The sequence below is a fragment of the Pseudomonas antarctica genome (genome assembly GCF_900624995.1).
Classification (GTDB): domain Bacteria; phylum Pseudomonadota; class Gammaproteobacteria; order Pseudomonadales; family Pseudomonadaceae; genus Aquipseudomonas; species Aquipseudomonas antarctica.
The window spans coordinates 247577-272489 of record NZ_UYXQ01000001.1; the positions used below are offsets into that span (position 1 = coordinate 247577).

23 protein-coding genes are annotated in these 24913 nt (G+C 60.9%); 10 read left to right on the forward strand and 13 right to left on the reverse strand.

Annotated elements, in window-relative coordinates; genetic code table 11:
• Positions 1 to 56 precede the first annotated feature (56 nt).
• The gene (gene oadA / locus E0F99_RS01155) at positions 57 to 1865 is read right to left on the reverse strand and encodes a sodium-extruding oxaloacetate decarboxylase subunit alpha (protein ID WP_083356051.1); all 1809 of its coding nucleotides are present in this window, start codon (positions 1863 to 1865) and stop codon (positions 57 to 59) included.
• Positions 1866 to 1876: 11 nt separating this feature from the next.
• Complete coding sequence (locus E0F99_RS01160; protein WP_083356050.1) at positions 1877 to 3292, reverse strand: acetyl-CoA carboxylase biotin carboxylase subunit; 1416 nt, start codon at positions 3290 to 3292, stop codon at positions 1877 to 1879.
• 195 nt (positions 3293 to 3487) lie between these two features.
• Between E0F99_RS01160 and E0F99_RS01165 the strand changes: the two genes are divergently transcribed.
• A complete protein-coding gene (locus tag E0F99_RS01165) occupies positions 3488 to 4462 on the forward strand; it encodes a LysR family transcriptional regulator (RefSeq protein ID WP_083356049.1) in 975 nt (324 codons plus the stop codon).
• On the opposite strand, the gene E0F99_RS30355 is transcribed toward E0F99_RS01165, so the two are convergent.
• The 3 genes from E0F99_RS30355 to E0F99_RS01180 form a co-directional block, all read right to left on the reverse strand.
• On the reverse strand, positions 4392 to 4586 hold the full coding sequence (locus E0F99_RS30355; protein WP_083356048.1) for a PA3496 family putative envelope integrity protein: 195 nt from the start codon (positions 4584 to 4586) through the stop codon (positions 4392 to 4394). The genes E0F99_RS01165 and E0F99_RS30355 overlap by 71 nt on opposite strands.
• A gap of 143 nt (positions 4587 to 4729) precedes the next feature.
• The gene (gene hexR / locus E0F99_RS01175; protein WP_083356047.1) at positions 4730 to 5596 is read right to left on the reverse strand and encodes a transcriptional regulator HexR; all 867 of its coding nucleotides are present in this window, start codon (positions 5594 to 5596) and stop codon (positions 4730 to 4732) included.
• Between the two features lie 162 nt (positions 5597 to 5758).
• Positions 5759 to 8632, reverse strand: coding sequence for a GGDEF domain-containing phosphodiesterase (locus tag E0F99_RS01180; RefSeq protein WP_083356046.1), 2874 nt, complete (start codon positions 8630 to 8632; stop codon positions 5759 to 5761).
• A 279-nt stretch (positions 8633 to 8911) separates the two neighbouring features.
• On the opposite strand from E0F99_RS01180, the gene uvrD reads away from it, so the two are divergent.
• The 3 genes from uvrD (at position 8912) to E0F99_RS01195 (ending at position 12716) form a co-directional block, all read left to right on the forward strand.
• Entirely contained in the window at positions 8912 to 11095 is a 2184-nt protein-coding gene (gene uvrD, locus E0F99_RS01185; protein ID WP_083356045.1) for a DNA helicase II, read from the forward strand.
• Between the two features lie 207 nt (positions 11096 to 11302).
• Positions 11303 to 12172, forward strand: coding sequence for a Tim44 domain-containing protein (locus E0F99_RS01190; RefSeq protein ID WP_083356044.1), 870 nt, complete (start codon positions 11303 to 11305; stop codon positions 12170 to 12172).
• Positions 12173 to 12308: 136 nt separating this feature from the next.
• Positions 12309 to 12716, forward strand: coding sequence for an SMI1/KNR4 family protein (locus E0F99_RS01195; protein ID WP_017739032.1), 408 nt, complete (start codon positions 12309 to 12311; stop codon positions 12714 to 12716).
• A gap of 17 nt (positions 12717 to 12733) precedes the next feature.
• Here E0F99_RS01195 and E0F99_RS01200 read toward each other — a convergent pair whose 3' ends face one another.
• Complete coding sequence (locus E0F99_RS01200; protein ID WP_083356043.1) at positions 12734 to 14497, reverse strand: cation:proton antiporter; 1764 nt, start codon at positions 14495 to 14497, stop codon at positions 12734 to 12736.
• A 292-nt stretch (positions 14498 to 14789) separates the two neighbouring features.
• Here E0F99_RS01200 and E0F99_RS01205 point away from each other — a divergent pair, with 292 nt between their 5' ends.
• The gene (locus tag E0F99_RS01205; RefSeq protein ID WP_083356042.1) at positions 14790 to 15275 is read left to right on the forward strand and encodes an acyl-CoA thioesterase; all 486 of its coding nucleotides are present in this window, start codon (positions 14790 to 14792) and stop codon (positions 15273 to 15275) included.
• A gap of 3 nt (positions 15276 to 15278) precedes the next feature.
• Here the strand turns inward: E0F99_RS01205 and E0F99_RS01210 are convergent, their stop codons facing one another.
• The gene (locus E0F99_RS01210; protein ID WP_083356041.1) at positions 15279 to 15896 is read right to left on the reverse strand and encodes a hypothetical protein; all 618 of its coding nucleotides are present in this window, start codon (positions 15894 to 15896) and stop codon (positions 15279 to 15281) included.
• A gap of 79 nt (positions 15897 to 15975) precedes the next feature.
• Complete coding sequence (gene pdxY, locus E0F99_RS01215) at positions 15976 to 16848, reverse strand: pyridoxal kinase PdxY (protein ID WP_083356040.1); 873 nt, start codon at positions 16846 to 16848, stop codon at positions 15976 to 15978.
• A gap of 117 nt (positions 16849 to 16965) precedes the next feature.
• On the opposite strand from pdxY, the gene E0F99_RS01220 reads away from it, so the two are divergent.
• Positions 16966 to 17361, forward strand: a complete 396-nt coding sequence (locus E0F99_RS01220; protein ID WP_083356039.1) for a DUF3301 domain-containing protein — start codon at positions 16966 to 16968, stop codon at positions 17359 to 17361.
• Here the strand turns inward: E0F99_RS01220 and E0F99_RS01225 are convergent.
• The 4 genes from E0F99_RS01225 to dksA are packed head-to-tail and all read right to left on the reverse strand — an operon-like array spanning position 17355 to position 20643.
• A complete protein-coding gene (locus tag E0F99_RS01225; RefSeq protein WP_083356038.1) occupies positions 17355 to 18317 on the reverse strand; it encodes a CobW family GTP-binding protein in 963 nt (320 codons plus the stop codon). The genes E0F99_RS01220 and E0F99_RS01225 overlap by 7 nt on opposite strands.
• Before the next feature lie 44 nt (positions 18318 to 18361).
• Positions 18362 to 19006 carry a DUF1826 domain-containing protein gene (locus E0F99_RS01230; protein WP_083356037.1) on the reverse strand — a complete coding sequence of 215 codons (645 nt, stop codon included), beginning with the start codon at positions 19004 to 19006 and terminating at the stop codon, positions 18362 to 18364.
• A complete protein-coding gene (gene zigA, locus E0F99_RS01235; protein ID WP_083356036.1) occupies positions 19006 to 20211 on the reverse strand; it encodes a zinc metallochaperone GTPase ZigA in 1206 nt (401 codons plus the stop codon). Before zigA ends, E0F99_RS01230 begins: the two co-directional genes overlap by 1 nt.
• A gap of 27 nt (positions 20212 to 20238) precedes the next feature.
• Complete coding sequence (gene dksA, locus E0F99_RS01240) at positions 20239 to 20643, reverse strand: RNA polymerase-binding protein DksA (protein ID WP_083356035.1); 405 nt, start codon at positions 20641 to 20643, stop codon at positions 20239 to 20241.
• A 128-nt stretch (positions 20644 to 20771) separates the two neighbouring features.
• Between dksA and E0F99_RS01245 the strand changes: the two genes are divergently transcribed.
• Positions 20772 to 21140 carry a glutamine synthetase gene (locus E0F99_RS01245; protein WP_083356034.1) on the forward strand — a complete coding sequence of 123 codons (369 nt, stop codon included), beginning with the start codon at positions 20772 to 20774 and terminating at the stop codon, positions 21138 to 21140.
• Here the strand turns inward: E0F99_RS01245 and E0F99_RS01250 are convergent.
• Positions 21137 to 22348: an N-acetylmuramoyl-L-alanine amidase gene (locus tag E0F99_RS01250; RefSeq protein ID WP_083356033.1), complete on the reverse strand. Its 1212-nt coding sequence runs from the start codon at positions 22346 to 22348 to the stop codon at positions 21137 to 21139. The genes E0F99_RS01245 and E0F99_RS01250 overlap by 4 nt on opposite strands.
• Before the next feature lie 128 nt (positions 22349 to 22476).
• On the opposite strand from E0F99_RS01250, the gene folE2 reads away from it, so the two are divergent.
• From folE2 to E0F99_RS01265, 3 genes are read left to right on the forward strand one after another with little or no spacing between them, the layout of a single operon-like run.
• A complete protein-coding gene (folE2, locus tag E0F99_RS01255) occupies positions 22477 to 23373 on the forward strand; it encodes a GTP cyclohydrolase FolE2 (RefSeq protein WP_083356032.1) in 897 nt (298 codons plus the stop codon).
• Complete coding sequence (locus E0F99_RS01260; RefSeq protein ID WP_083356031.1) at positions 23370 to 24038, forward strand: metal ABC transporter ATP-binding protein; 669 nt, start codon at positions 23370 to 23372, stop codon at positions 24036 to 24038. The genes folE2 and E0F99_RS01260 overlap by 4 nt, the downstream gene beginning before the upstream one ends.
• Entirely contained in the window at positions 24038 to 24904 is an 867-nt protein-coding gene (locus tag E0F99_RS01265) for a metal ABC transporter permease (protein ID WP_083356030.1), read from the forward strand. Before E0F99_RS01260 ends, E0F99_RS01265 begins: the two co-directional genes overlap by 1 nt.
• Positions 24905 to 24913 lie beyond the last annotated feature (9 nt).

Genomic DNA, 24913 nt, shown 5'->3' on the forward strand with positions numbered 1-24913 from the left:
AAAAAAAGGGGAGCACCTGCCCCCCCGAGGATTAAGCGGTAGTGTCGAAGGCTGAATCAGCCTTCGATCTCAATCAGGATTTCGCCAGGGTTGACCCGGTCGCCTTTGGCCACGTGAACAGCGGTTACCTTGCCGGCAATGGCTGCCTGCACTTCGGTTTCCATTTTCATGGCTTCGGTGATCAGCACGGCCTGGCCGGCCTTGACCACGTCGCCTTCCTTGACCAATACGTCGACGATATTGCCCGGCATCGCCGTGCTGACATGGCCCGGCTCGGTGGCGTGCTTGCGCTTGCTGCCGCCACTGCTGACAAACTCGTTGAGCGGTTCGAACACCACTTCTTCCGGCATGCCATCGATGGACAGGTAGAAGTGACGCTTGCCTTCAGCCTTGACGCCAACACCCGTGATATCCACGCGGTAGCTTTCGCCGTGCACGTCGATAACGAACTCGGTCGGCACGCCTTCGCCACCCGCACGCGCCACGCCGCCAGCCTCAGGGATCGGCAACAGCACTTCAGGCGTGAGGGTGCCTGCGTCGCGTTCTTCGAGGAACTTGCGGCCGATGTCCGGGAACATGGCGTAGGTCAGCACGTCCTCTTCGGACTTGGCCAACGCACCGATTTCGCCGCGCAGCTTGGTCATTTCCGGCTTGAGCAGGTCAGCGGGACGATGGTCGATCACCTCTTCGCTGCCAATGGCCTGGCGACGCAGTTTTTCATTCACCGTGCCCGGTGCCTTGCCGTAGCCGCCTTGCAGGTAGAGCTTCACTTCGTTGGTGATGGTCTTGTAGCGCTCGCCGGCCAGCACGTTGAAGAACGCCTGGGTGCCGACGATCTGCGAGGTCGGCGTCACCAGCGGCGGGAAACCGAGGTCTTCACGCACGCGCGGGATCTCTGCCAGCACTTCGCTCATGCGGTTCAGCGCGCCCTGCTCTTTCAACTGGTTGGCCAGGTTGGAGATCATCCCGCCCGGCACTTGGTTGACTTGCACGCGGGTGTCGACTGCGGTGAATTCGCTTTCGAACTGGTGGTACTTTTTACGCACGGCGTAGAAGTACAGGCCGATCTCCTGCAGCAGTTCCAGGTCGAGGCCAGTGTCGAATTCGCTGCCTTTGAGGGCGGCAACCATCGACTCGGTGCCCGGGTGGCTGGTGCCCCAGGCGAAGCTGGAGATGGCGGTGTCGATGTGGTCGGCGCCGTTTTCGATGGCCTTGAGTTGGCACATCGCGGCCAAACCAGCGGTGTCATGGGAATGGATAAAGATCGGCAGGCTCTGCTCGGCCTTCAGCGCCTTGACCAACTCGCCGGTGGCGTACGGGGTCAACAGGCCGGCCATGTCTTTGATGGCTACCGAGTCGCAACCCATGGCTTCCATTTGCTTGGCCTGAGCCACAAACGCTTCGATGGTGTGCACCGGGCTGGTGGTGTAAGCGATGGTGCCCTGGGCATGTTTGCCGGCGGCTTTCACGGCTTCGATGGCCACGCGCAGGTTACGCACGTCGTTCATCGCGTCGAAGATGCGGAACACGTCGATGCCATTCACGGCCGCCTTGGCGACGAAGGCTTTGACCACGTCGTCGCTGTAGTGGCGGTAGCCCAGCAGGTTCTGGCCACGCAGCAGCATTTGCAAGCGCGTGTTGGGCAACGCGGCGCGCAGTTGGCGCAGGCGCTCCCACGGGTCTTCTTTGAGGAAGCGTACGCAGGCGTCGAAGGTCGCCCCCCCCCAGACTTCCAGCGACCAGTAGCCGACTTTGTCGAGCTTGTCGCAGATCGGCAGCATGTCGTCGGTGCGCATGCGGGTTGCCAGCAACGATTGGTGGGCGTCGCGCAGGATGGTGTCGGTGACAAAAATTTTCTTGGACATTGTTGTATTCCTCACAGGCCTGCGTGGGCGGCGATGGCGGCGGCGATGGCCAGGGCCAGCTCTTCGGGTTTGCGCTTGATCGAGTAGTTGGTCAGCTCTGGGTGGCTTTCCACAAAGCTTGTATTAAATTGGCCGCTGCGGAATTCCGGGTTGCGCAGGATTTCCTGGTAGTAGGCGGCGGTGGTCTTCACGCCTTGCAGGCGCATGTCGTCCAGGGCACGCAGGCCGCGGTCCATGGCTTCTTCCCAGGTCAACGCCCACACCACCAGTTTCAGGCACATGGAGTCGTAAAACGGCGGGATGGTGTAGCCGGTGTAGATCGCCGTGTCGGTACGCACGCCGGGGCCGCCGGGCGCGTAGTAACGGGTAATCTTGCCGAAACTGGGCAGGAAGTTGTTCTTCGGGTCTTCGGCGTTGATACGAAACTGCAACGCGAAACCACGGTGCTGAATGTCTTCCTGTTTCACTGACAGTGGCAGGCCAGAGGCGATGCGGATCTGCTCGCGAACGATGTCGATGCCGGTGATTTCTTCGGTGATGGTGTGTTCCACCTGCACCCGGGTGTTCATTTCCATGAAGTACACCTCGCCCTCGGCGAGCAGGAACTCCACGGTACCGGCGTTCTCGTAGCCCACGGCCTTGGCCGCACGCACCGACAGGTCGCCGATGTAAGCGCGCTGTTCCGGGGTGAGTTGCGGGCTTGGGGCGATTTCGATGAGCTTCTGGTTACGGCGCTGGATCGAGCAGTCGCGCTCGAACAAATGCACCACATTGCCGAAGCTGTCACCGAGGATCTGCGCCTCGATGTGCTTGGGATTGACGATGCATTTTTCCAGGAACACTTGCGCCGAGCCGAACGCCTTGGTGGCTTCGGAGATCACGCGAGGGAAGGCGTGTTCGAGTTCTTCGCGGCTGTTGCAACGACGAATACCACGACCGCCGCCACCGGAGGTGGCCTTGAGCATCACCGGGTAACCAATGCGGTCGCCTTCGGTGAGGGCTTCAGCGATGTCGGCGACGTTGCCTTCAGTGCCGGGCGTCACTGGCACGCCGGCCTTGATCATGCTGCGGCGCGCTTCGGTTTTGTCGCCCATGCGGCGGATCACTTCCGCCGACGGGCCGATGAATTTGACCCCACGTTCGGCGCAGATGTCTGCCAGCTCGGCGTTTTCCGACAGGAAACCGTAGCCGGGGTGCAGCGCATCACAGCCGGTTTCCACGGCCAGGTTCACCAGCTTGCGCGGGTTCAGGTAGCCGGCCAGGGGCTCGGCACCAATGCTGTGGGCTTCGTCGGCACGTTTGACGTGCAACGCATGGCGGTCGGCGTCCGAGTAAACCGCGACCGAGCGAATGCCCATCTCGGCGCAGGCACGCACGATTCGTACGGCAATCTCACCCCGGTTGGCGATCAGGATCTTTTTTATCACTTGGAAATTCCCTTGAGCCGATTGCTGCGTCTTCGACCCGCTGGTTCCGGGTCGGCGCGTGACCAAATGTTTCATGACAGTCGCGAGACACACACTATGCGCACCGGAGGATTAACAAAAATCAATAATTGTTGGGCTGTGTATAAGTAAAGACTTATAGTTGACCTCAAAGTGGCGCTAGGAAGGGTTTAAACAGTGCGTAAGTCATTGATGCGTATGACATTGCGTCAACTGCAGATTTTCAACGAAGTCTGTGATTTGCGCTCTTACAGCCGCGCAGCTGAGGAAATGTCACTCACACAACCGGCCGTAAGCCTGCAAATTCGTCAGTTGGAAGAGCTGATCGGCCAGCCGCTGTTCGATTACGTCGGCAAAAAGCTCTACATGACCGAGGCCGCCGAAGCCCTGCAACGCGCCAGCCGGGATATTTTCGGGCGCCTGGAAAACCTCGATATGCAGCTGTCGGACATGCAGGGGTCGCTGCAGGGCCAATTAAAATTGGCGGTGGAATCGAGCGCCAAGTACTTCGTGCCGCACCTGTTTGCCGCCTTCAAGCGCCAGCACCCCGAGGTGCAATTGCACCTGACCGTGGTCAATCGCGCCCAAGTGATCCGCCGGCTTTCGGACAACCGTGATGACTTGGTCATCATGTCCATGGTGCCGCAGGACATGGGCCTGGAATTCCTGCCGTTTCTGAACAACCCGATTGTCGCCGTGGCGCCGCCCGACCATCCGTTGAGCCTGCAGGGCCCGCTGCGCTTGCAGGACCTGGAACCTTACACGCTGCTGCTGCGCGAACCAGGTTCCGGCACGCGGCTGGCTTGCGAGGAGTACTTCAAGGAGAAACGCGTGCACTTCACCCAGACGGTGGAAGTGGCCTCGGCCGAGGCGCAGCGTGAGTGTGTGAGCGCAGGGTTGGGCGTGGCGCTGCTGACGCGCCACGCGGTCAACCTGGAACTGGCCATCGGCGGGCTCAAGGAGCTGCCGGTAGACGAGCTGCCGCTGTACCGCAGTTGGTGCCTGGTGCAAGCCAAGGCCAAGCGCCTGTCACCGGTGGCCCATGCGTTCCTGGGCTTTATCCGCAGCGAGCGGGTGCAGATCAGCGCGTTGGCTGAACGTTTCGCTGGGCAGCCGCGGGTGCCTGCCAGTGGAGTTCCGGGTAGTCACTAATGCTCTGAAGCAATTGACGCGCCTCACAACGGTCTTCGATTGCACGACGAAACGCCATGCGGCGCTGGTCTTCCTGCTGACGACGGGTTTTGACGGTGCTGCTGTCTTCGTATTGCCGGGCCATGTTGAGTCTCCCAATGCGAGTACGGGGAGGTCAGGATGGGCGCGGGGGATGACGGTTTGGCGGCGCGCGGGTTACAGGACGATGAATATTTGGAAATTGGCGCAAAGCCAGCTCCCACATTTTTGACCGCGCTCAGCCTTTGATCAGTCGTCGAGGGCTTTGACGGACTTAGGCGACAACCGCAGGCTGCGCAAGCTGCGCTTCACGCTCTTGAGGTGGTTGACCAGGCTCGGCCCGCGTGCCATGGCGACACCCATCGCCAGCACGTCAATCACCACCAGGTGGGCGATGCGCGAGGTCAGTGGCGTGTAAATTTCGGTGTCTTCGTGCACGTCGACCGCCAGGTTGACGGTAGACAGCTCCGCCAATGGTGTCTGGCTTGGGCACAGGGTGATCAGCGTCGCGCCGCTTTCACGCACCAGGTTGGCGGTGATCAGCAGGTCTTTGGAGCGGCCGGACTGGGAAATGCAGATCGCCACGTCGGACGGCTTCAAGGTGACCGCCGACATCGCCTGCATGTGCGGGTCGCTGTAGGCCGCTGCGGTGAGCAGCAGGCGGAAGAACTTGTGTTGGGCATCGGCTGCCACGGCACCCGACGCACCAAAACCATAAAACTCGACACGCTGGGCCTGGGACATGGCGGTCACGGCCTTTTGCAACTCAACCGGGTCGAGCTTCTCGCGCACTTCCATCAGGGTGTGCAAGGTGGTGTCGAAGATTTTCAGGCTGTAGTCAGCGACGGAGTCGTCTTCGTGAATCGCAAACTGCCCGAAGCTCGCACCAGCAGCCAGGCTCTGGGCCAGCTTGAGTTTCAAATCCTGGAAACCCGAGCATCCGATGGCGCGGCAGAAGCGCACGATGGTTGGCTCACTGATGCCCACGCTGTGGGCCAGGTCGGCCATGGAACTGTGCATCACGGCCGCAGGGTCAAGCAGCACGTGATCGGCAACCTTGAGTTCCGATTTGCGTAACAGGTGGCGCGACTGGGCGATATGTTGCAACAGGTTCAAAGGGCAGGACTCTTGTTATTGGCAGGTGCCAGGGATGTAGCAAGCTTGTAGTTATACTACAAGAATTGCTGTTTTGCCCGTCCGATGCATCACTAAATCGCCCTGATGCCCTTTGAATCAGCGGGCGGCCGCGATGTAGCCACACGGGCGGCACGGCGGTCTTTAAGGAAAGTCTGCATTTTTGCGTAACAATTCTGCCAGCCCGTGCGCCTCCATCGGCCGGCTGATCAGGTAGCCCTGCACCTCGTCGCAGCATTCTGCGCGCAGGAAATCCAGCTGCTGCTGATCTTCCACACCTTCGGCCACCACCTTGAGCGCCAGCCCATGGGCCATGGCGATGATGGCCCGTGTAATGGCCGCGTCCTCACGGCCTTGGCCCAGGCCGCGAATAAACGTCTGATCGATTTTCACGTAGTCCACGGGGATACGTTTGAGGTAGCTCAGCGACGAATAGCCCGTGCCAAAGTCGTCGATGGCCAGCTTCACGCCCAGGTCGCGCAGTTGCTGAAAGGTGGCAATGATGTGCTCGACGCTATCGAGCAGCTGGCTTTCAGTCAGTTCCAGCTCGAGGTATTGCGGGTCGAGACCGGTTTCTTCCAGCACCTGGCGCACCAAGCTGACCAGCTTACCCTGGCGCAACTGATGCACAGAGAGGTTCACCGACACCCGAATCGGCGCCAGCCCCTGGCGCTGCCACTCGCACGCCTGCCAGCAGGCTTGGCGCAGTACGAATTCGCCCAGCGGCACAATCAAACCGGTTTCTTCAGCCAGGCCGATAAAGTCGCCCGGCGGCACCATACCCCACTGCGGATGCTCCCAGCGAATCAGCGCCTCGGCGGCGTTCAGCTTGCCCGTGACCAGGCACAGTTTCGGCTGGTAGAACACCGTGAGCTGGCGCTCGTCGATGGCCTTGCGCAGATGGTTCTCCAGTTGCAAACGCTCAAGCGTGCTGGCTTGCAAGCTGTCGGTGTAGAACTGGAAGTTATTGCCGCCCAGATGTTTAGCGTGCTGCATGGCCATGTTCGATTGACTGACCAGCGCAGAAATTTCCCGCGCATTGTCCGGCAGCAGGCTGACCCCCATCGAGGCGCTGACCACCAGTTCATGGCCCTCGACCGTCACCGGCACGCGCAGCTTGGCGAGCAGCCGTGTGGCCACACGCGCCAGACTCGACAGGTTACCGTAGGCGTCGAACAACACGGCAAATTCATCCCCGGACAAGCGCGCAATGGTGTCGGCCTCGGGCAAGGCGTTGATCAGCCTGCGTGACATTTTCTGCAACAGCTGGTCGGCCACTTCATGACCCAGGCTGTCGTTTAACAGCTTGAAGCGGTCCAGGTTGATATGCAGCAGCGCAAGGCTGCGCCCGCCCTGGCGCACGCGCTGATGAGCTTCACGCAAGCGTTCGCGGAACAGTGAACGGTTGGCCAGCCCCGTCAACTCGTCATAGTGGGTGAGGTAGCGCATGCGCTCTTCGGATTCACGCCGCGCCGACAGATCGGCGAAGAAACCCACAATGTGGCTGACATGTCCTCGCGCATCGCGTACCACGTTCAGTTGCAGCCACTGCGGGTATAACTCGCCGTTCTTGCGTGTCTCCACCAGCTCGCCCTGCCAAGTGCCATGGCTGAGCAGCGCCTGGCGAATCACCGGAAAATGACGGCGGGCGTCACGGCTGCTGGGCAGTTCCACGACATTGCGGCCGAGCATGTCCTCGATTTCAAAGCCGGTAACGCGGCTGAACGCCTGGTTGACGGCGATCAGCGCGTAGTTCGGGTCAAGAATCACGATGCCTTCGCTGGCAGCCTCAAATACCGTCGACGCCAAGCGCTGCTGTTCTTCCAGGGCTTTATCGGCGCTGATATCGCGGCGCGTGCCGAGCATGCGCGTGACCCGTCCGTTGGGCGCGCGCTCCACGGCACGGCCGCGGTCTTCAATCCACACCCAATGGCCGTCGCCATGGCGCACACGGTATTCAACCTGGTAGTCCTCGCTGCGGCCTTTCAAATGCTCCACCAGCGCGCGCTTGAGCAGCGGCAAGTCGTCGGGGTGCAGGCGCGGCTTTAGGTGGCTGAGCATCGCTGTGACGTACTCGGGCTCCAGACCGAACAGCTCCTTGAGCTGGGTGTGATGGACCTCGTCGGTTTGCAGGTTCCAGTCCCACAGGCCCAGTTCGCTGGCTTGCAACGCCATGGCCAGGCGCGCTTCGCTTTTGTTCAGGGCCAGGCTGGCAGCGTCCAGCTCTTGGCTGCGTTGCGCCACCCGGTCTTGCAGGCCGATCTGGGCTTCGCGCAGCTCCTGTTCGACCTGGCGGCGCTGTTCGACTTCGCGTACCAAGTCCTGATTCAACTGCTCGCTACGCTGCTGCGCCTGTTGAAGATGCTCGATCAGCGCGTGGTTCTGAAAGCGGCGCAACAAGCCACGCTGGATCAGGCGGTTGACCTGCCACGCGACCAGACTTAAAGAGCCCAGCAGGATCAGGCCGAGCACGCCCCAACCTTGCTGCTGTGCGGTGCCGTTCCAAAACAGAGAGAGGATGACCGGCACCAGGCACGGCACGGCAAATGACAGGAACGCGGGCAGGCTCACCGCATAGGCGACGCTGGCCGACAGTGTCGCCGCGCCGATCAGGCCGAACACCCAGGCCTGCTGCATGAAGCTGTCCGCCGGCACCAGGGCAATGGCAGCGGTGGCCAGGGTCAGGCCGCTGATCGCCGAGCCAAGCAAGAACATGCGTCGCCAGATCGGTTGGGCCTGGCGGCTGGGCATGGCCGAATCAAAGGCGGCCACCTGGATAACGCGCAGGGCCACGAGGGCGAGCAGCCAGACCAGCCAGATACTGTCCAACAGGTATTGCTTGGGGTTCCACAACAGCCAGGCGCAAACCAGGCCGTTCACCAACATCAATAAAGTCGGCAGCAATGACCCTTGGTACAGCAGGCGAGTGCGTTCGACCGCCATCTCGGTTGCGTAATATTTACGGATGACTTGCGCAGGCGCCGCCGAGGGGCCGAACAGGTCGGGACTGAGAGTCATAGGCAGTGTTCTTATAATGGTGAGCCCGAAACGTGGACGGAGCATACACAAGCAAGCGCGCGGGCCAAACTGCTCCACGTCATAAAAACCGCGTGATAAACCGCCGCAAACCTCGGGGCCAGACAGCTTGAGCGAGACGCTGCGCGGCCTGCGGCCTATGACCGACCGGTCATCATCCTCAGCAGAATGTTTCCCCGGCACGAAACACGACGGACGTTTTCTGCCGACCACCTGGCATTGGGATTTGCCCCACTCCCCCGGGCACCCTAGAATGCGCCGATGCGCGATGATCTCTCCCTTTTGCTGAACTCCCTCAACGATGCCCAACGCCAGGCCGTAGCAGCCCCCGTTGGCCGTCAGTTGGTCCTGGCCGGTGCTGGCTCCGGTAAAACCCGAGTGCTGGTGCACCGTATCGCCTGGTTGATCCAGGTCGAGAACGCGTCCCCGCATTCCATCCTGTCGGTGACCTTCACCAACAAGGCCGCTGCCGAGATGCGCCACCGCATCGAGCAACTGATGGGCATCAGCCCGGCCGGCATGTGGGTGGGCACCTTCCACGGTCTGGCGCACCGCCTGCTGCGGGCGCATTGGCAGGAAGCGGGGCTGAGCCAGACCTTCCAGATCCTCGACAGCGATGACCAGCAACGCTTGGTCAAGCGCGTGATCCGCGAGCTGGGCCTCGATGAACAGCGCTGGCCCGCCCGCCAGGCGCAGTGGTTTATCAACGGCCAGAAAGACGAAGGCCTGCGCCCGCACCATATCCAGGCCAGCGGCGATTTGTTCCTGGCCACCATGCGCAGCATTTATGAAGCGTACGAGGCCGCCTGCGTGCGCGCCGGTGTGATCGACTTCTCCGAGCTGCTGCTGCGCGCGCTCGACCTGTGGCGTGACAACCCAGGCTTGCTGGCCCATTACCAGAAACGCTTCCGGCACATCCTGGTGGACGAGTTCCAAGACACCAACGCCGTGCAGTACGCCTGGCTGCGCTTGCTGGCCAAAGGCGGCGACAGCCAGATGGTGGTGGGCGATGACGACCAGTCGATCTACGGCTGGCGTGGCGCGAAGATCGAGAACATCTACCAGTATTCCGACGACTTCCCGGACGCGATCACTATCCGTCTGGAGCAGAACTACCGCTCCACCGCCGGCATCCTCAAAGCTGCCAACGCACTGATCGCCAATAACACCGGGCGCATGGGCAAAGAGCTGTGGACCGACGGCGGCGAAGGCGAAGCGATCAACTTGTACGCCGCGTTCAACGAGCACGATGAAGCGCGTTACGTGGTGGAAACCATCGAAAGCGCGCTGAAAACCGGCTTGGCGCGCAGCGATATCGCCATTCTGTACCGTTCCAACGCCCAATCGCGGGTATTGGAAGAAGCCTTGCTGCGCGAGCGCATCCCGTACCGCATCTATGGCGGCCAGCGCTTCTTCGAGCGTGCGGAAATCAAGAACGCCATGGCCTACCTGCGTCTGCTGGAAGGGCGTGGCAACGACGCGGCGCTGGAGCGGGTGATCAACATCCCAGCGCGTGGCATTGGCGAGAAAACCGTCGAGGCCATCCGCGACCACGCGCGCCACGCCGATGTGTCGATGTGGGAAGCCATGCGCTTGCTGATCGCCAATAAAGGCCTGACCGGCCGCGCCGCCGGTGCCTTGGGTGTGTTTGTCGAGCTGATCGAGAACCTGGCCGCCAAGTGCACAGAAATGCCCCTGCACTTGATGACCCAGACCGTGATCGAACAGTCCGGGCTGATTGCCTATCACGAAGCGGAAAAAGGCGAGAAAGGCCAGGCCCGGGTAGAAAACCTTGAGGAACTGGTCAGCGCCGCCCGCGCGTTCGAAAACACTGAGGAAGATGAAGAACTGACCCCGCTCGCCGCCTTCCTCGGCCATGCTTCGCTGGAAGCGGGTGATACCCAGGCCGATGAGCATGAAGACAGCGTCCAGCTGATGACCTTGCACAGCGCCAAGGGCCTGGAATTCCCATACGTGTTCCTGGTGGGCATGGAAGAAGGCCTGTTCCCGCACAAGATGAGCCTGGAAGAGCCCGGCCGCCTTGAAGAAGAACGCCGCCTGGCTTACGTGGGCATCACCCGCGCCATGCAGAACCTGGTGATGACCTACGCCGAGACACGACGCCTGTACGGCAGCGAGACCTACAACAAGGTGTCGCGCTTCGTACGTGAAGTGCCGAAGGGGCTGATCCAGGAAGTGCGCTTGTCCAACAGCGTCAGCCGCCCGTTCGGCGGCGGCCAGCAGCAGAGCTCCAGCAGCCTGTTTGCCGGCTCAGAAATTCCGGAAACCCCATTCAGCCTTGGCCAGCAGGTCAAGCATGCGATCTTCGGCGAGGGCGTGATCCTCAACTTCGAAGGTGCCGGCGCCCAAGCGCGGGTGCAGGTGAACTTCGCCGAAGGCAGCAAGTGGCTGATGATGGGTTACGCGAAGCTCGAAGCCGTCTGACCTGATCGTTCCCTGCGCGGAGCGTGGGAACGATTGATCGGTAGGCTGGCCCTTGTTTTTGAGGAGTGCGGGCCAATATCTGTAACTAGTCCTACAGACCCTTCGGAATCGGTCTTACGCAAAAGCCCGAAACATTATGCCGCTAGCCAGTGTCACGACACCTGTGCAACATGGCGCGCGTGCAATCCACAAATGGGAATTCCCTTGATGAAACGTTTTCTTAGCATCGCCATGGCGTTGTGCATCGGCCTGACGATGAGCCTCGACGCCAACGCCAAGCGCTTCGGTGGCGGCAAAAGCATGGGCTCGGCACCGACTCACCAGACCAGCCAAATGGCTCCTTCCGCCGGTGCCGGCGGCGCTGCGGCTACCGCGGGCGCGGCGGGTGCTGCTGGCGCCGCTGCCAAGGCGGGCGGTGCTTCGCGCTGGTTAGGCCCTCTGGCCGGTATCGCTGCCGGTGGCCTGCTCGCTTCCATGTTCATGGGCGGCGGCTTCCAAGGCATGCAGATCTTCGACATCCTGATCATGGCGGTCATCGCCTTCCTGATCTTCCGCTTTATTGCCGCCCGTCGCCGCAAGCAGCAGGAGCATCTGGCTCCAGCCGGCGCGCCGATGCAGCGTGAAGCGTTCGAGCAAAAACCAGCCATGGGCTCGATCTTCGGTGGTTCGGCTGCACCTGCTGCCGCTCGTCCGGTCATCAACGCACCGGCCTGGTTCAACGAAGAGCGTTTCGTCGAAGCGGCCCGCAGCCACTTCCAGTCCCTGCAGCAACACTGGGACGCCAACGAAATGGACAAGATCTCCGAGTTCGTGACCCCGCAACTGCTGGAGTTCCTCAAGCGCGAACGCGCAGACCTGGGCGATGCGTTCCAGTCGACTTACATCGACGACCTGCGCGTACAGCTGGAAGGTGTGGATGATCGCGCCGACAAGACCATCGCAACTTTAACCTTCAGCGGCGTGTCGAAGACTTCGCGTTTCGACCAGGGTGAAGTGTTCAGCGAAAGCTGGAACATGGAACGCGCACCAGGCGACAACCAGCCATGGCTGGTTGCCGGTATCCGCCAGAACGGCTGATCACTGCGCGTTTGAGCACTTGGTAATAAAAACCCCGGACATGTTCCGGGGTTTTCTATTTCACGGTTGCACTTATAGCGAGCTACTGTATAAAACGCCCCTATTAACCGCGCCATCTAGCAAGAGGATCCCGGCCGTGGAAGAAATCATCGAACAATTGCGTGAAGCCAACGAACCGGTCCCGGTGCCTCTGGAGCTGCCTGACGAAGACCAACTGGTGGAAATCGAGGAACAACTGTTCATCGACATCCCGTTTGTCTTCCGCGAATTCCTGCTGACCGTCAGCGACGTGGTGTATGGCAGCCTGGAGCCGGTGACCGTCACCGACCCGCAGTCCCACACCTACCTTCCGGACGTTGCCGCCAACGCCTGGGATGCCGGTGTTGACCGCAGCATGATTCCGATCTGCCAGGATGGCGACGACTACTACTGCGTCGAAGAAGACGGCACCGTGGTGCTGTGGTCCGGCGAAGAAGAACTCGTCACCGAAGAAACCTGGGAATCGGTATGGCACTGGGCGCGGGACGTCTGGCTGGAAAGCTGAGCCCTACACCCCGGCCTCTAGTGCTCCGGCGTATCTTTGTGGTTATCCAGGGTCTCCAGCAAGGCGACCTGCATCCGCGTATGCACGCGAATGAACCACCGCCAGAGCACCGCCGCCACTGCTGCCGCCACCACGGCGATCAGCACCAGCAACTTGTTGGTCGGCAAAATACTGGCCGACAAGGCTGCCAGCAGCAGGAAAATCACCAGCAGTGAGAGGATGGGGATCAATTCGGCGATCACCCGCCGCACGCGCTGGGTATGCCGCCCGGCCATTTCCGGCTTCACGCTCATCTCCGCCAGCAACATCGACAGCGCCTTGAGCTTGCGGTACGCCGCAATCAAAAACGGCAGTGACAACAACAATGCCCCGCCCCAGATCAACGCCTTCTGCCAGCTTGGGTCAGTGATCCAAACCTCCAGGTACCCGCCAATGCGTGCCGCGAAGAAGCTGCCGGTAAAGAAGATCGCCACCACCAACGCCAGGTTTACCCCCACTTGCAGGATGATCTTGCGAATCATCGACGCGAGCATTGCGCCCTCGCCCTGAGGCTGAATGCTGCGCAACCATTCGCCATACATGCCGAACACTCGGCTCATGCGTTTGGGCATCACCGCCGCAATCTTCAACGACAACGGGTCGGCGCCGCGAATCAGGTACGGCGTGAGCAACGTGGTGATTGCCGACACGGCCACGGCCACCGGATAGAGGAAATCGCTGGTCACCTGCAAGGTCATGCCCAGCGCGGCGATGATGAAGGAAAACTCGCCAATCTGTGACAGCCCCATGCCCACCCGCAACGAGGTGCGGCCGTCATTGCCGGCGATAAACGCTCCCAGGCCGCAGGACAACATCTTGCCCAGCACCACCGCCACGGTAATGACCGCGATCGGCCACGCGTATTGCAGCAGGATCTGTGGGTCGATCATCAAGCCAATCGCCACAAAGAAGATCGCGCTAAACATGTCGCGAATGGGCTCGATCAGGCGCTCGATCTTAATCAACTGACGAGATTCGGCCATGATCGCACCTATCAGGAACGCGCCCAGCACCATGCTGTATTCGAGCTTCACCACCAACAGGCAGAAGCCGAAACACAGGCCCAATACGGTGATCAACAGCATCTCGTTACTTTCGAACTTGGCCACGTACGCCAGCAGGCGTGGCACCAGCAGAATGCCAATCACCAGCGCGACGATCATGAACAGCGAGAGCTTGCCGACCGTGGAGAACACCTCGCCGGAACTGACCGTACCGCTCACGGCAATGCTCGACAGCAAGGCGATGATGCCGATACCGAGGATGTCCTCAACGATCAGCACGCCGAAAATCAGCTGGGCGAAGCGCTGGTTTTTCATCTTCAGGTCGTTGAGCGCCTTGACGATGATGGTGGTTGAGGAAATTGCCAGGATCGCGCCGAGGAACAGCGAGTCCATGGTGTTCCAGTCGAACCAGCGACCGATTTCATAGCCGATCCAGATCATCAGGATGATCTCAAGGAACGCGGCGATAAACGCCGTGGCGCCGACCTTGAACAGCTTGCGAAGGCTGAACTCCAGGCCGAGGCAGAACATCAGGAAGATTACGCCGAGTTCGGCGAGGGTCTTGATCGTGTCTTCGTCGTGGATCAGGCCGAACGGCGGAGTGTGAGGGCCGATGATGAACCCGGCGACGATATACCCGAGTACCACGGGTTGCTTGAGGCGGTGAAACAAGATGGTAACAAACCCAGCCACTAGCATGATCACGGCCAAGTCCTGAATAAAGCTAATGGCGTGCATGGCGAGGGGCTCCTTGAGGGTACTGATGCTTTTCCCACTTCCGTACGCGCCTTTGAACGGTCGCAAAGAACGGAAGGAAAAGTCGGCCTTGATCGTAAGAAATGCCCTGAGACGAGCTTTTGAAGGTTAACACCGCGACTTCCGGCAGAAAGCCGGTGCAATATATGGAAACAGATCGGTGCACGCGTGACGGCAAGCCGCCCACCGGCGTCCCGATAGGGAGAGCGCTGTAAAGATTCCAGCACCCGCAGAGGTGCCTCCCCAACCGATGCCTACAACCCGTGAGTGTGCTATGGAACCCGGAAACGCCCAGCTGTCGATGACGGTATTGATGACCCCTGACATGGCCAACTTCTCAGGCAATGTGCACGGCGGCACTCTGCTCAAGTACCTCGACGAAGTGGCCTATGCCTGCGCGAGCCGTTATGCCGGTGGGTATGTGGTGACCTTGTCGGTGGACCAGGTGATTTTTCGTGAGCCGATCCATGTCGGCGAGCTGGTAACCTTCCTCGCCTCGGTCAACTACACCGGCAACACGTCGATGGAAGTGGGTATCAAGGTGGTGACCGAGAACATCCGCGAGCGCTCGGTGCGCCATACCAACAGCTGCTTCTTCACCATGGTGGCCGTGGACGACCAGCGCAAACCCGCCGCCGTACCGCCGCTGCAGCCGCAAAACAGCGAAGACAAGCGCCGGTTCGTTCAGGCGCAGCAGCGTCGGCAGGTTCGCCAGGAGCTGGAAAAGCGCTACCAGGAAATCAAAGCCGACGGGCCGTAAGGCTCATTCCAACACGCAAAGAGGAAAGTGAGCACACACGCCGAAGCGCTGATCCAGCTGGTTCATGCGTTTCACGTGGTCTTCGATCGTGTCTCGCTCGGCTTTCTCGTTGATGTCACGGTAGAACTGGGCCATGAGCCTATCGATCGCAGCTACCCGAGTGCGTACGGCAGGGCCCACCGGTTGCAGCCATTGCTCAAGCACAGCACTCTCGGTATCGCGAAGGTATGAACGGTACTTGTCGCGATAAATGCCCAACGTGCGTGCGTGTTGTTCCGTGACACCTTTATAGAACAATCGGAAGTTCTGCCGAAACTGATTCCAGTAGTCCTCAGGCAGAGTAAAACTGCCCAGGAACGCCTTGCGATCGGCAACGGACTCATCCTCAAGCAGTGCCGGCGAGATCGGCTGGCGATCAGTAACGTTGGGCTCGCGATGCTCGATCGATTGCACGCCGGCCTCGATGATCTTATCCATCATCGCCGTTCGCTTCAGGGTGTCCGGTAATTGGCCGGGTATGACGGGGCGCTCGGTCACGCCAGACTCACTGACGTGAGGGCTGCAACCGCCCAGCAGCAAGGTCAGGGCCAGCGCAGCAGAATTCAGTGACGAATGCGACATGATCGTCCTCATTGAGCGTAAGGGGCCAAAAGCCCGGAAGCCTATCGCTGCCCCTTGCGGTATTCGATCAGACTAATCCCTAAAAGCTGATCGGTGTCGCCTCAAAACGCACTCGAGGATGGGCGATGCGGTCCTGGGCGCGCACCAGTTCCAGCTCGTAGCTCGCGCAGGCCTGGGTTTCCAGCAGCACTTCATGCACCGCCGCCGCCGTGAACTCGAAGGCCGCCAACAGGCTGTCGCCCAACAGCACCCGCGCCAGGAACAATCCCGACGTCAAGTCGCCCACGCCCACCGGCTGACGCGGGAAGGCCAGCAACGGCCGACGCAAGTGCCAGCTGCCATCAGCCGTTACCAGCAGCATCTCGAAACCATCCGGCAGTTTGCCCGGATAATCCAAATGCTTGACCAGCACGGCCTTGGGCCCGCGGGCCAGCAGCGCCTTGGCCATGCCCAGGCAATCGAACAACGATTGCGGTTTGCGCCCGGCAAAGCTGTCCAGCTCCAGCTGGTTGGGGCAGAGGAAATCCGCCATGGCCGCCGCCTCGTCCAGCAGGAAATCGCTGACTTCCTGTGGCACGATGCAGCCCTTTTCCGGGTGGCCCATCACCGGGTCGCACAGGTATAAGGCCTTGGGGTTGATGGCCTTGATGCGCGCCACACCGGTGAGAATCGCACGGCCTTGGTCGGCACTGCCCAGGTAGCCGGACAGCACCGCATCGCAGTTACCCAGCTCGCCAATCGCGGCAATGCCTTCTACCAGCGCCGGAATTTGCTGCGACGCCAACACTTCGCCCGCCCACTGACCATACTGGGTGTGGTTGGAGAACTGCACCGTGTTGAGCGGCCAGACGTTCACCCCGACCCGCTGCATGGGGAATACGGCGGCGCTGTTTCCGGCGTGGCCAAAGACCACATGAGACTGGATCGCAAGCAGATGAGGTGTGCGTTTCATGCGGGAGATTTCCGTAAAGCCGTTGAAATTCTAGCCGCGCAGTATGCGACTAAACACAGCCTATACGACAGGCCAGCGACACAGTTAAGCTGCTCTCACTTTGTTGGAGTTCATCGCATGCTGACCCTGGGAAACATCTTCGTGTTGATGCTGCTGGCGACCGGCGCCGCGTGGGTGTGGCACAACCACGGCCTGCGCGAGCGAGCGCTGGAACGGGTCAAGCAGCATTGCGCCAAGCTCGATATCGAGCTGCTTGACGGCGCGGTGGCGCTAAAGCGCATCGGTTTTGTGAAAGATGCCAATGGCCGGCGCCGTCTGGCGCGCATCTATAACTTTGAGTTCACCGTGACCGGTGAAGCTCGCCATCCAGGGACGATCACCCAATTTGGCGCCCACAGCGCGCAGATCGAACTGGCGCCCTACCCGTTCGAGATCAAAACGCCGCTGCCCAGCGCTGAAGTGATCGAGCTGAGCCAATGGCGCCAGGACCACGCCAGCAAGAACCGTCACTGACGGCAGGCCGCTAACGCACGCTGCAAGGCGGCCACGTCCTGTGGCTGGCCGAAGATCAATTCAATACGTGAGTCACGACGCCATTCGCTGGGTTGCCAGGTGAGGGTGCTGTTATCCACAGCGTTAGCGCTGTGCCAACCTCCGGTGCTGTGGATAACCAGTTTGGCGCGGCGCCAAACCAGACTTGTCAGCCATTGATGCAGGCGCTGAGTGTCGAATTGCTGGCTTGGGTGCCAGCGCCAACCGATACTCCAGCCACCCTCCTGAGCCTGGCTGAGGCAGATAGGCTGCGCAGGGTCAGTCCAGATAGCCGGCAGCTGCGCCAAGCCTTTGGGCACGTCGAAGTTATCCACAGCCGCGCTGGCCTGCGCAGTCAGGCCTGGCAATCGCTCGAGCGGCAACTGTGCATGGCGCGTCCAGTAAAGCGGGCCGTCGGGTAATTGTTGTTCAATGGCCTGGCGCTGCGTGGCATCCAGCGACTCATCCTTGTTCAACACCAACAGCCCGGCACTGGCCAGCGTCTCGCGTTGCGCATCAGGCAAAGGTTTGCCCGCCGCCAGCGCCTGCGCATCCAGTACCAGCACGCACGGCTGAACCGCCAACACGCCCTGCCACGGTGCCTGCCGCAATTGCTTAAGCAATTGCGCCGGGTGGCCAAGGCCTGAGGGTTCGATAAACAGCCGATCCGGCTTGGCCTTACGCAGCAGGCGGCCAAGGCCTACCTGGAACGGTGCACCATTCACACAACACAGGCAGCCACCGGCGACCTCGCCCAGGGCAATGCCGTCGTCATCCTGGGTCAGCAAGGCAGCGTCCAGGCCGATCTGCCCGAATTCATTGATCAACACCGCCCAACGCTCGTTGGCCGGACGTTGGGCAAACAGCTGCTTGATCAGGCTGGTCTTGCCGGCGCCCAAAGGCCCCGCAATCACGTGGGTGGGAATGTTCTGCAGCATGTTGGGCATCTTTCAGACCGTGTAGAGCGTTTGATCCTACCCGGTTATGCGAGCCAATCCAGCGTCAGGATCAAGCGGCGTTCATCGGCCTTGAGTGCGGGCGAGCGGTGAATCAAACCATGGCCTTCATTGCCATGCCATTGGGTGCCCTTGAGCATCGCCACTTCGCCGCAGAGAATCTGCTCGATGCGCTCAGTGGGTTCCGCGTCCGGCTGGGCCAGTTTGCGGCGGTCCATCACGCCTTCGCGCAGCCACTGGCTGCCGACACCCGCGTAAGTAGTGATCAGCCGCACCGGCACGTGGTCAACGTGAAAACGCGGGCACATGGCCTTGTCCAGCAGCCGCAAGCGCACGCCAATGCGCTTGGCGCCCAGCAAACAGGCAAACGCGCTGACCAGCCACGACACATCGGCGATAAAGCCGTCGTAGCCTTCAAGATCACGGCAACTGGATGCCAAGCCCTGCAAGTTCGGCACCGCATCCTCAGTATTGAGTTCAATCACCAAGGACTCGGCCAACGGCTCATTCAGCGCCACCAGCAAAGCACCGAACTCAGCGATATGCAGCGGCAACTGGCGTTGCCAAACCGCCAGGTTCACGCCGTCATCGAGGACATCAGCCAGCGCCAGCGGGGTTTCACCACGGGCCTGGCGGATCACCGGGCGCAGCGCAATAACTGGGGCCAACATTAGGCGACCTCCTCGAACCAAGGGCCGAACGGGTCGGCCAACTGGCGCCAACCATCGGCACCCAAGGCCATCTCTTCATCGGTGAGCAAGCAGGTGTCCAACTCGGCGCGCATCTGGCTGAAGTCGATGTTTTGCCCGATAAACACGAGCTCCTGGCGGCAATCGCCAGTGCTCAGCTGCCAGTTGCCCATGATCGCCGCCACGCTGTCTTCGTCCTGGGGCCATTGGCTTTTCGGCACAAAGCGCCACCAGCGCCCGGCAAAACCATGGCGCATCAGGCCGCCGGCCTGAGACCAACTGCCCGCATCCTGATGCTTGCTCGCCAGCCAGAAAAACCCCTTGGAACGCAGCAGTTTGCCGTTCACCCACGGGCGGTCGATAAAGTCGAAAAAACGCTGTGGGTGAAACGGGCGGCGCGCGCGATAAGCCGTAGAGGCGATGCCGTACTCTTCGGTTTCCGGCACATGTTCACCGCGCAGTTCCTGCAACCAACCCGGTGCCTGGGCGGCACGTTCGAAGTCGAAGCGGCCGGTGTTGAGGATCTTGTTCAGCGGTACTTCGCCCATGACCATCGGGATGATTTGCGTCTGGGCGTTGAGGCGCTCGAGGATCGCCACCAATTCTTCGCGTTCGCGGCTGCTGATCAGGTCGATCTTGCTGATCAGGATCACGTCGGCGAACTCGATCTGCTCGATCAGCAGGTCGGTGATCGAACGTGCGTCCTCCTCACCCAAGGTTTCACCGCGTGAGGCCAGGCTTTCGGCGGCTTGGTAGTCGAGCAGGAAGTTCATGCCATCGACCACGGTGACCATGGTGTCCAGGCGCGCGATATCGGCCAGGCTTTGCTCGTTTTCGTCGCGAAAGGTGAAGGTTTCGGCCACGGGCAACGGCTCCGAAATACCGGTGGATTCGATCAACAGGTAATCAAACCGACCTTCCTTGGCAAGTTTTCCGACTTCTTCCAGCAAGTCTTCGCGCAAGGTGCAGCAGATGCAGCCGTTGCTCATCTCCACCAGTTTTTCTTCGGAGCGGTTGAGAGTGACGTCGCGCTGCACCTCGCTGCCGTCGATGTTGATTTCGCTCATGTCATTAACGATCACTGCCACCCGCAGGTTGTCGCGGTTGCGCAGGACGTAATTGAGCAACGTGCTTTTACCGGCGCCGAGAAAGCCGGACAACACAGTAACGGGGAGACGATTGGGCATCAGGTATTCCTCATCAGGGGTGGCCGGTCAAATCGCCCGTCGGTGGCGTTCGCGCAGCTCTTCACGTTCTTTGGCTTCGATACTCAGGGTCGCGGTGGGGCGCAGCAGCAGGCGTTTCAGGCCAATCGGGTCGCCGGTTTCACGGCACCAGCCGTACTCGCCACGAGCGAGCAATTCCAGCGCGTCGTCGATCTTGTCCAACAGCTTTTTTTCGCGCTCCAGCAGGCGCAGTTGCCATTGCCGCTGTTCTTCGGCGCTGCCCACATCCGCGGGGTCGCTGTTGGTTTCCTGCTCGCGTAGCACCACGAACTCGGCTTCGATGCGCGCCTGCAGTTCGTAGCGCTGGGCCAGCAGCAGTTGGCGGAAGAAACCTTGCTGAGCTTCATTCATATAGTCGGCGGGCGGTTGCGCCAGCAGGTCTTGTTCAGTCATGGAAAGCGGTTCACGGGTCAGGCTGTGCTTTTTATGTTATAGTATAACAATGCAAATAAGCCAATCCTCTCTTGCTCGTCACGACGAAGGGCGCAATGCTTGAACACTTTCTTGCCCCGAGAAGCCCTATGAAATACCTGGTGTGCGCCCTGTTGTTGGCGGTGGCAGGACCGGCCTGCGCCCAAGCGCCGAGCTTGTTGGCAAACTGCACGCGCAGCGCCAACCTGCTGGCCTGTGTGGACCCGTTGGGCAATGCCTATAGCGTGGCGACTGTAGGCAGCACCACGTACTTGCGAGGTTTCGAGGTGATCGGCAAACGCTACTGGGCACAGACCAACAGCCGCTATGGGCAGCTGACGTTCTTTACCGGGTTGGCGTCCGATGGTGAGGCGTGGGTCGGCTACTCGCGCCGCGTGGGCTGGACCACGATCAACCGGTTTTCCAGTTCAGGTGGCGCCAGCGCCAAATTCACCTGCAGCCGCCTTACCGGCTGTTAAACCTGGCCGTTCTTCTGCTCTTGAACCCAGGCCATGTAGCTGTTCATCGGTGGGTTCTTCTCGAAGTATTTTTTCAGGCCCTCGAACAGCCCATCCGCAACCGCCTGTTGATGGCGCGCCGTCACCAGCCGCTGGGCGTCCCGGGTATTGGAGATAAACCCGGTCTCGACCAGGATCGACGGCACGTCTGGTGATTTGAGCACCGCGAAACCTGCTTGCTCCACGCGCTTCTGGTGCAGCGTGGTGATGCTTTGCAAGCTGCCCAACACCGAGCTGCCCAGTTGCAGGCTGGAGGCGATGGTGGCGTTCATCGACATGTCAAGAATCACCCCGGCCAACATCGGGTCCTTGTCCTTGAGATTGAGCAACGTGGTGGCGCCCAGCAAATCCGCGCCGTTTTCGCGCTGCGCCATGAAGCGCGCCGTGGCGGAGGTGGCGCCGCCTTCAGACAACGCATACACCGACGCCCCGGATGCTGTGAGCCGTGGCGCAGCATCGGCGTGCACCGAAATAAACATATCGGCCTTGTGCTGATGGGCGATGTCCACGCGCTTGCGCAGCGGCACGAAGAAGTCGTCGTTGCGCACCAGTTTCACGTCAAAGCCCTTCTCGCGCTTCAAACGTTTGGCCAGCAATTGGGCGATGGACAGCACCACGTCTTTCTCGCGCTGGCCCTTGGAGCCGATCGCGCCCGGGTCCTTGCCGCCGTGGCCGGGGTCGACCACCACGATGATGTCGCGCTTGGGATGCGCTTTACCCACCGGCGCAATCAAGGGCGGCGGTTCGGCGGCGATTTGGCGCGGCGCGTGGGTAGCGTTGGTCAGGTCGAGTACCAGGCGATGGCCTTGGCCATCCTGCGGCGGCAACAAGAAGCTGTTGAGCTGCATCGGCGCGGCCAGGTCCAGCACGATACGCGTATCACCTTTGCCGAAATGCCCGGAACGGATCGAGGTAATCCCACTGTTCTTCAGCGCCAACTGCGAGAAATCACCGCTGAGCCCGGCGCCGCTCAGGTCGATGATCAAGCGTTCCGGCGCGGTCAGGGAAAAGGTTTTGTATTGCACTGGGCCACTGAGGTCGAACACCAGCCGCAGTTTGTCGTCGGAGCGCCACAGGCGCGCATTACGAATCTGCGTGGCGAAGGCCCCCATTGGAAAAGTAAACAGAGGGCTGACCAGCAGCAGGTTGAGGAGCTGACGTCTGTGCATGGCATATACCGCAAATGGAGGAGCGTCCCTGCTCGACATGACTGAATAAAGGCTGGAGCAGAAAAAGCATCGTCGACTCAATAGTTATAATATAACATGTCTTTTTATTTCCAACGACGGACCTGCTCATGAATGCGCTGACTCTGCCGGATATCGCCGCGCAGGCTTCACGCCAAGCCTTGCCGCTCGACTGGGTGGGCATGTGCGGCATCGCCTTGCCTATCCTCATCGACGGCCAACGCCTGGCTGCCACTGCCGATGCGGGCGTCAGCCTGGACGACGGCGAGGCCCGTGGTATTCATATGTCTCGCCTGTACCTGGCCCTGGAAATGCTCGACCAGCAGCTTCTTACGCCTGCACTTCTGCGTAATGTACTGCAGCGCTTTCTTGAGAGTCATGAAGGTTTATCTAAGAACGCCTACCTGCGAATTCACACGGATTTGCTGCTAAAACGTCCGGCGCTGGTCAGCCCATTAGCAGGCTGGAAAGGCTACCCGGTGTGCATCGAGGCACGCCTGGAAAACCAAATGTTCCACGTGGAACTAAAAATTGACGTTACGTATTCCTCAACCTGCCCGTGCTCCGCTGCGCTCGCCAGGCAATTGATTCAGCAGCAATTTCTTCAAGATTTCGCCAACACGCCGCTACAACACGAGGATGTGCTGACCTGGCTCGGCAGCACCGACGGCATTGTCGCCACGCCGCACAGCCAACGCAGCAGCGCAGCGCTTTCCATCCAGCTGGACGCCAACCAGTCCACCTTACCGCTCACCGACCTGATCGACGACGTCGAAGCCGCCCTCGGCACCGCCGTACAAACCGCGGTGAAACGTGCGGACGAACAAGCCTTCGCCCTGGCCAACGGGCAGAACCTGATGTTCTGCGAAGACGCCGCTCGCCGCCTGAACCTCGCCTTGAAACGCTCGGATGCCGTCAAAGCCTTCCACCTGAAAGTGATCCATGCCGAAAGCCTGCACGCGCACGATGCCGTGGCTGAAAGCCGCTGGACGAGAGACTCTGCATGATCACCTGTAACGCTTTGCGTTGGGGCGCACCTGGGCAACCACTCACTCCAGCGCTGGATTTGACCCTGGAAAAAGGCAGCCTAACCGGCATCATCGGCGCCAACGGCACCGGCAAAAGCAGCCTGCTCAAAGTCATCGCAGGCCTGCAAAAACCGCTGGCGGGAAAAGTCAGCGTGGAGGTTCCACGCCGTAGAGGCCTGTCGTTCCTGCCACAGCAACAACACCTGGATCGCCAGTTCCCGATCAGTCTGCAGGAGTTGGTCGCCGCCGGTTTCTGGGGCACCCAGCTCACACCGCCACAACGCAACGAACGCCTCCAAGCCGTCTTGGAGGACTGGTGCCTAAGCGGCCTGGAACACCGCCCGCTGATGGCCTTATCCGGCGGCGAACTGCAACGCGCCCTGCTCGCCCGCATGAGCCTGGCCGAAGCGCCGGTGTTGTTGCTCGACGAACCCCACGCCGCCCTCGACGAAGATGGCCAGGCGCTGTGCTGGAAACACATCCACGCCTGGCACGACCAAGGCCGCACGATCATCGTCGTCTGCCATGACCTGGCATCTGTGCGCCACCACACCCAACACGTGGTGCAGATCAAAAGCACCGGCTGCGTGTTCGGCCCCAGCAAAGAACTGATCCGCCCGCAACCTCACATGCAGGTGGCCTGATGCACTTCGCCGCCCACTTATGGATGCCTTTTTTCGACTTCGTATTCATGCGCCGCGCGCTGATCGGCGGGCTGGTGCTCGCCTGCAGCACCGCGCCACTGGGTGTGTTTCTGATCCTGCGGCGCATGAGTCTGATCGGTGACGCCGTCGCCCACGGCATTCTGCCTGGCGCCGCATTGGGCTTCTGGTTTGCCGGCCTCAGCCTGCCCGCGCTGACCATCGGCGGGCTCGGCGCGGGCCTGAGCATGGCCGGTTTGTCCGCCTGGATCACCCGCCGCACCGGCCTGCGCGAAGACGCCAGCCTCGCGGCGATCTACCCCATCTCGCTGGCCGCCGGTGTGCTGATCCTCGGCCTCGCCGGTAAGCGCCTGGACCTGCTGCACCTGCTGTTCGGCTCAGCCCTGGCGGTGGATGAAACCACCCTCACCGGCATGCTTTGGGTCTCCGGTTTCAGCCTGATCGCCATGGCGCTGATCTACAAACCGCTGCTGCTGGACACCCTCGACCCGCTGTTCCTGCAAACCGTCAGCCGTCTCGGCCCGATCGCGCACGGGTTGTTCCTGACCTTGGTGGTGCTGAATCTGGTGATTGGTTTCCAGGCCATCGGCGCGTTGATGGTGGTGGGTTTGATGATGTTGCCGGCGATTGCTTCACGCTTCTGGAGCCGGCGCCTGCCGGTGTTGATCGCGGTATCGGCGGTGCTGGGATGCCTGTCGGTGTGGTTCGGTTTGTTGCTGTCGTTCTACTACTCGCTGCCCAGCGGCCCGGCCATCGTGCTGGTGGCTGGCGGTGGGTATTTGCTGTCCGTGATCTTCGGTCCGGTGCACGGCTTGCTGCGCCGCCCGCCCTTGCTTACATCCCAATGAGGTGTTTCC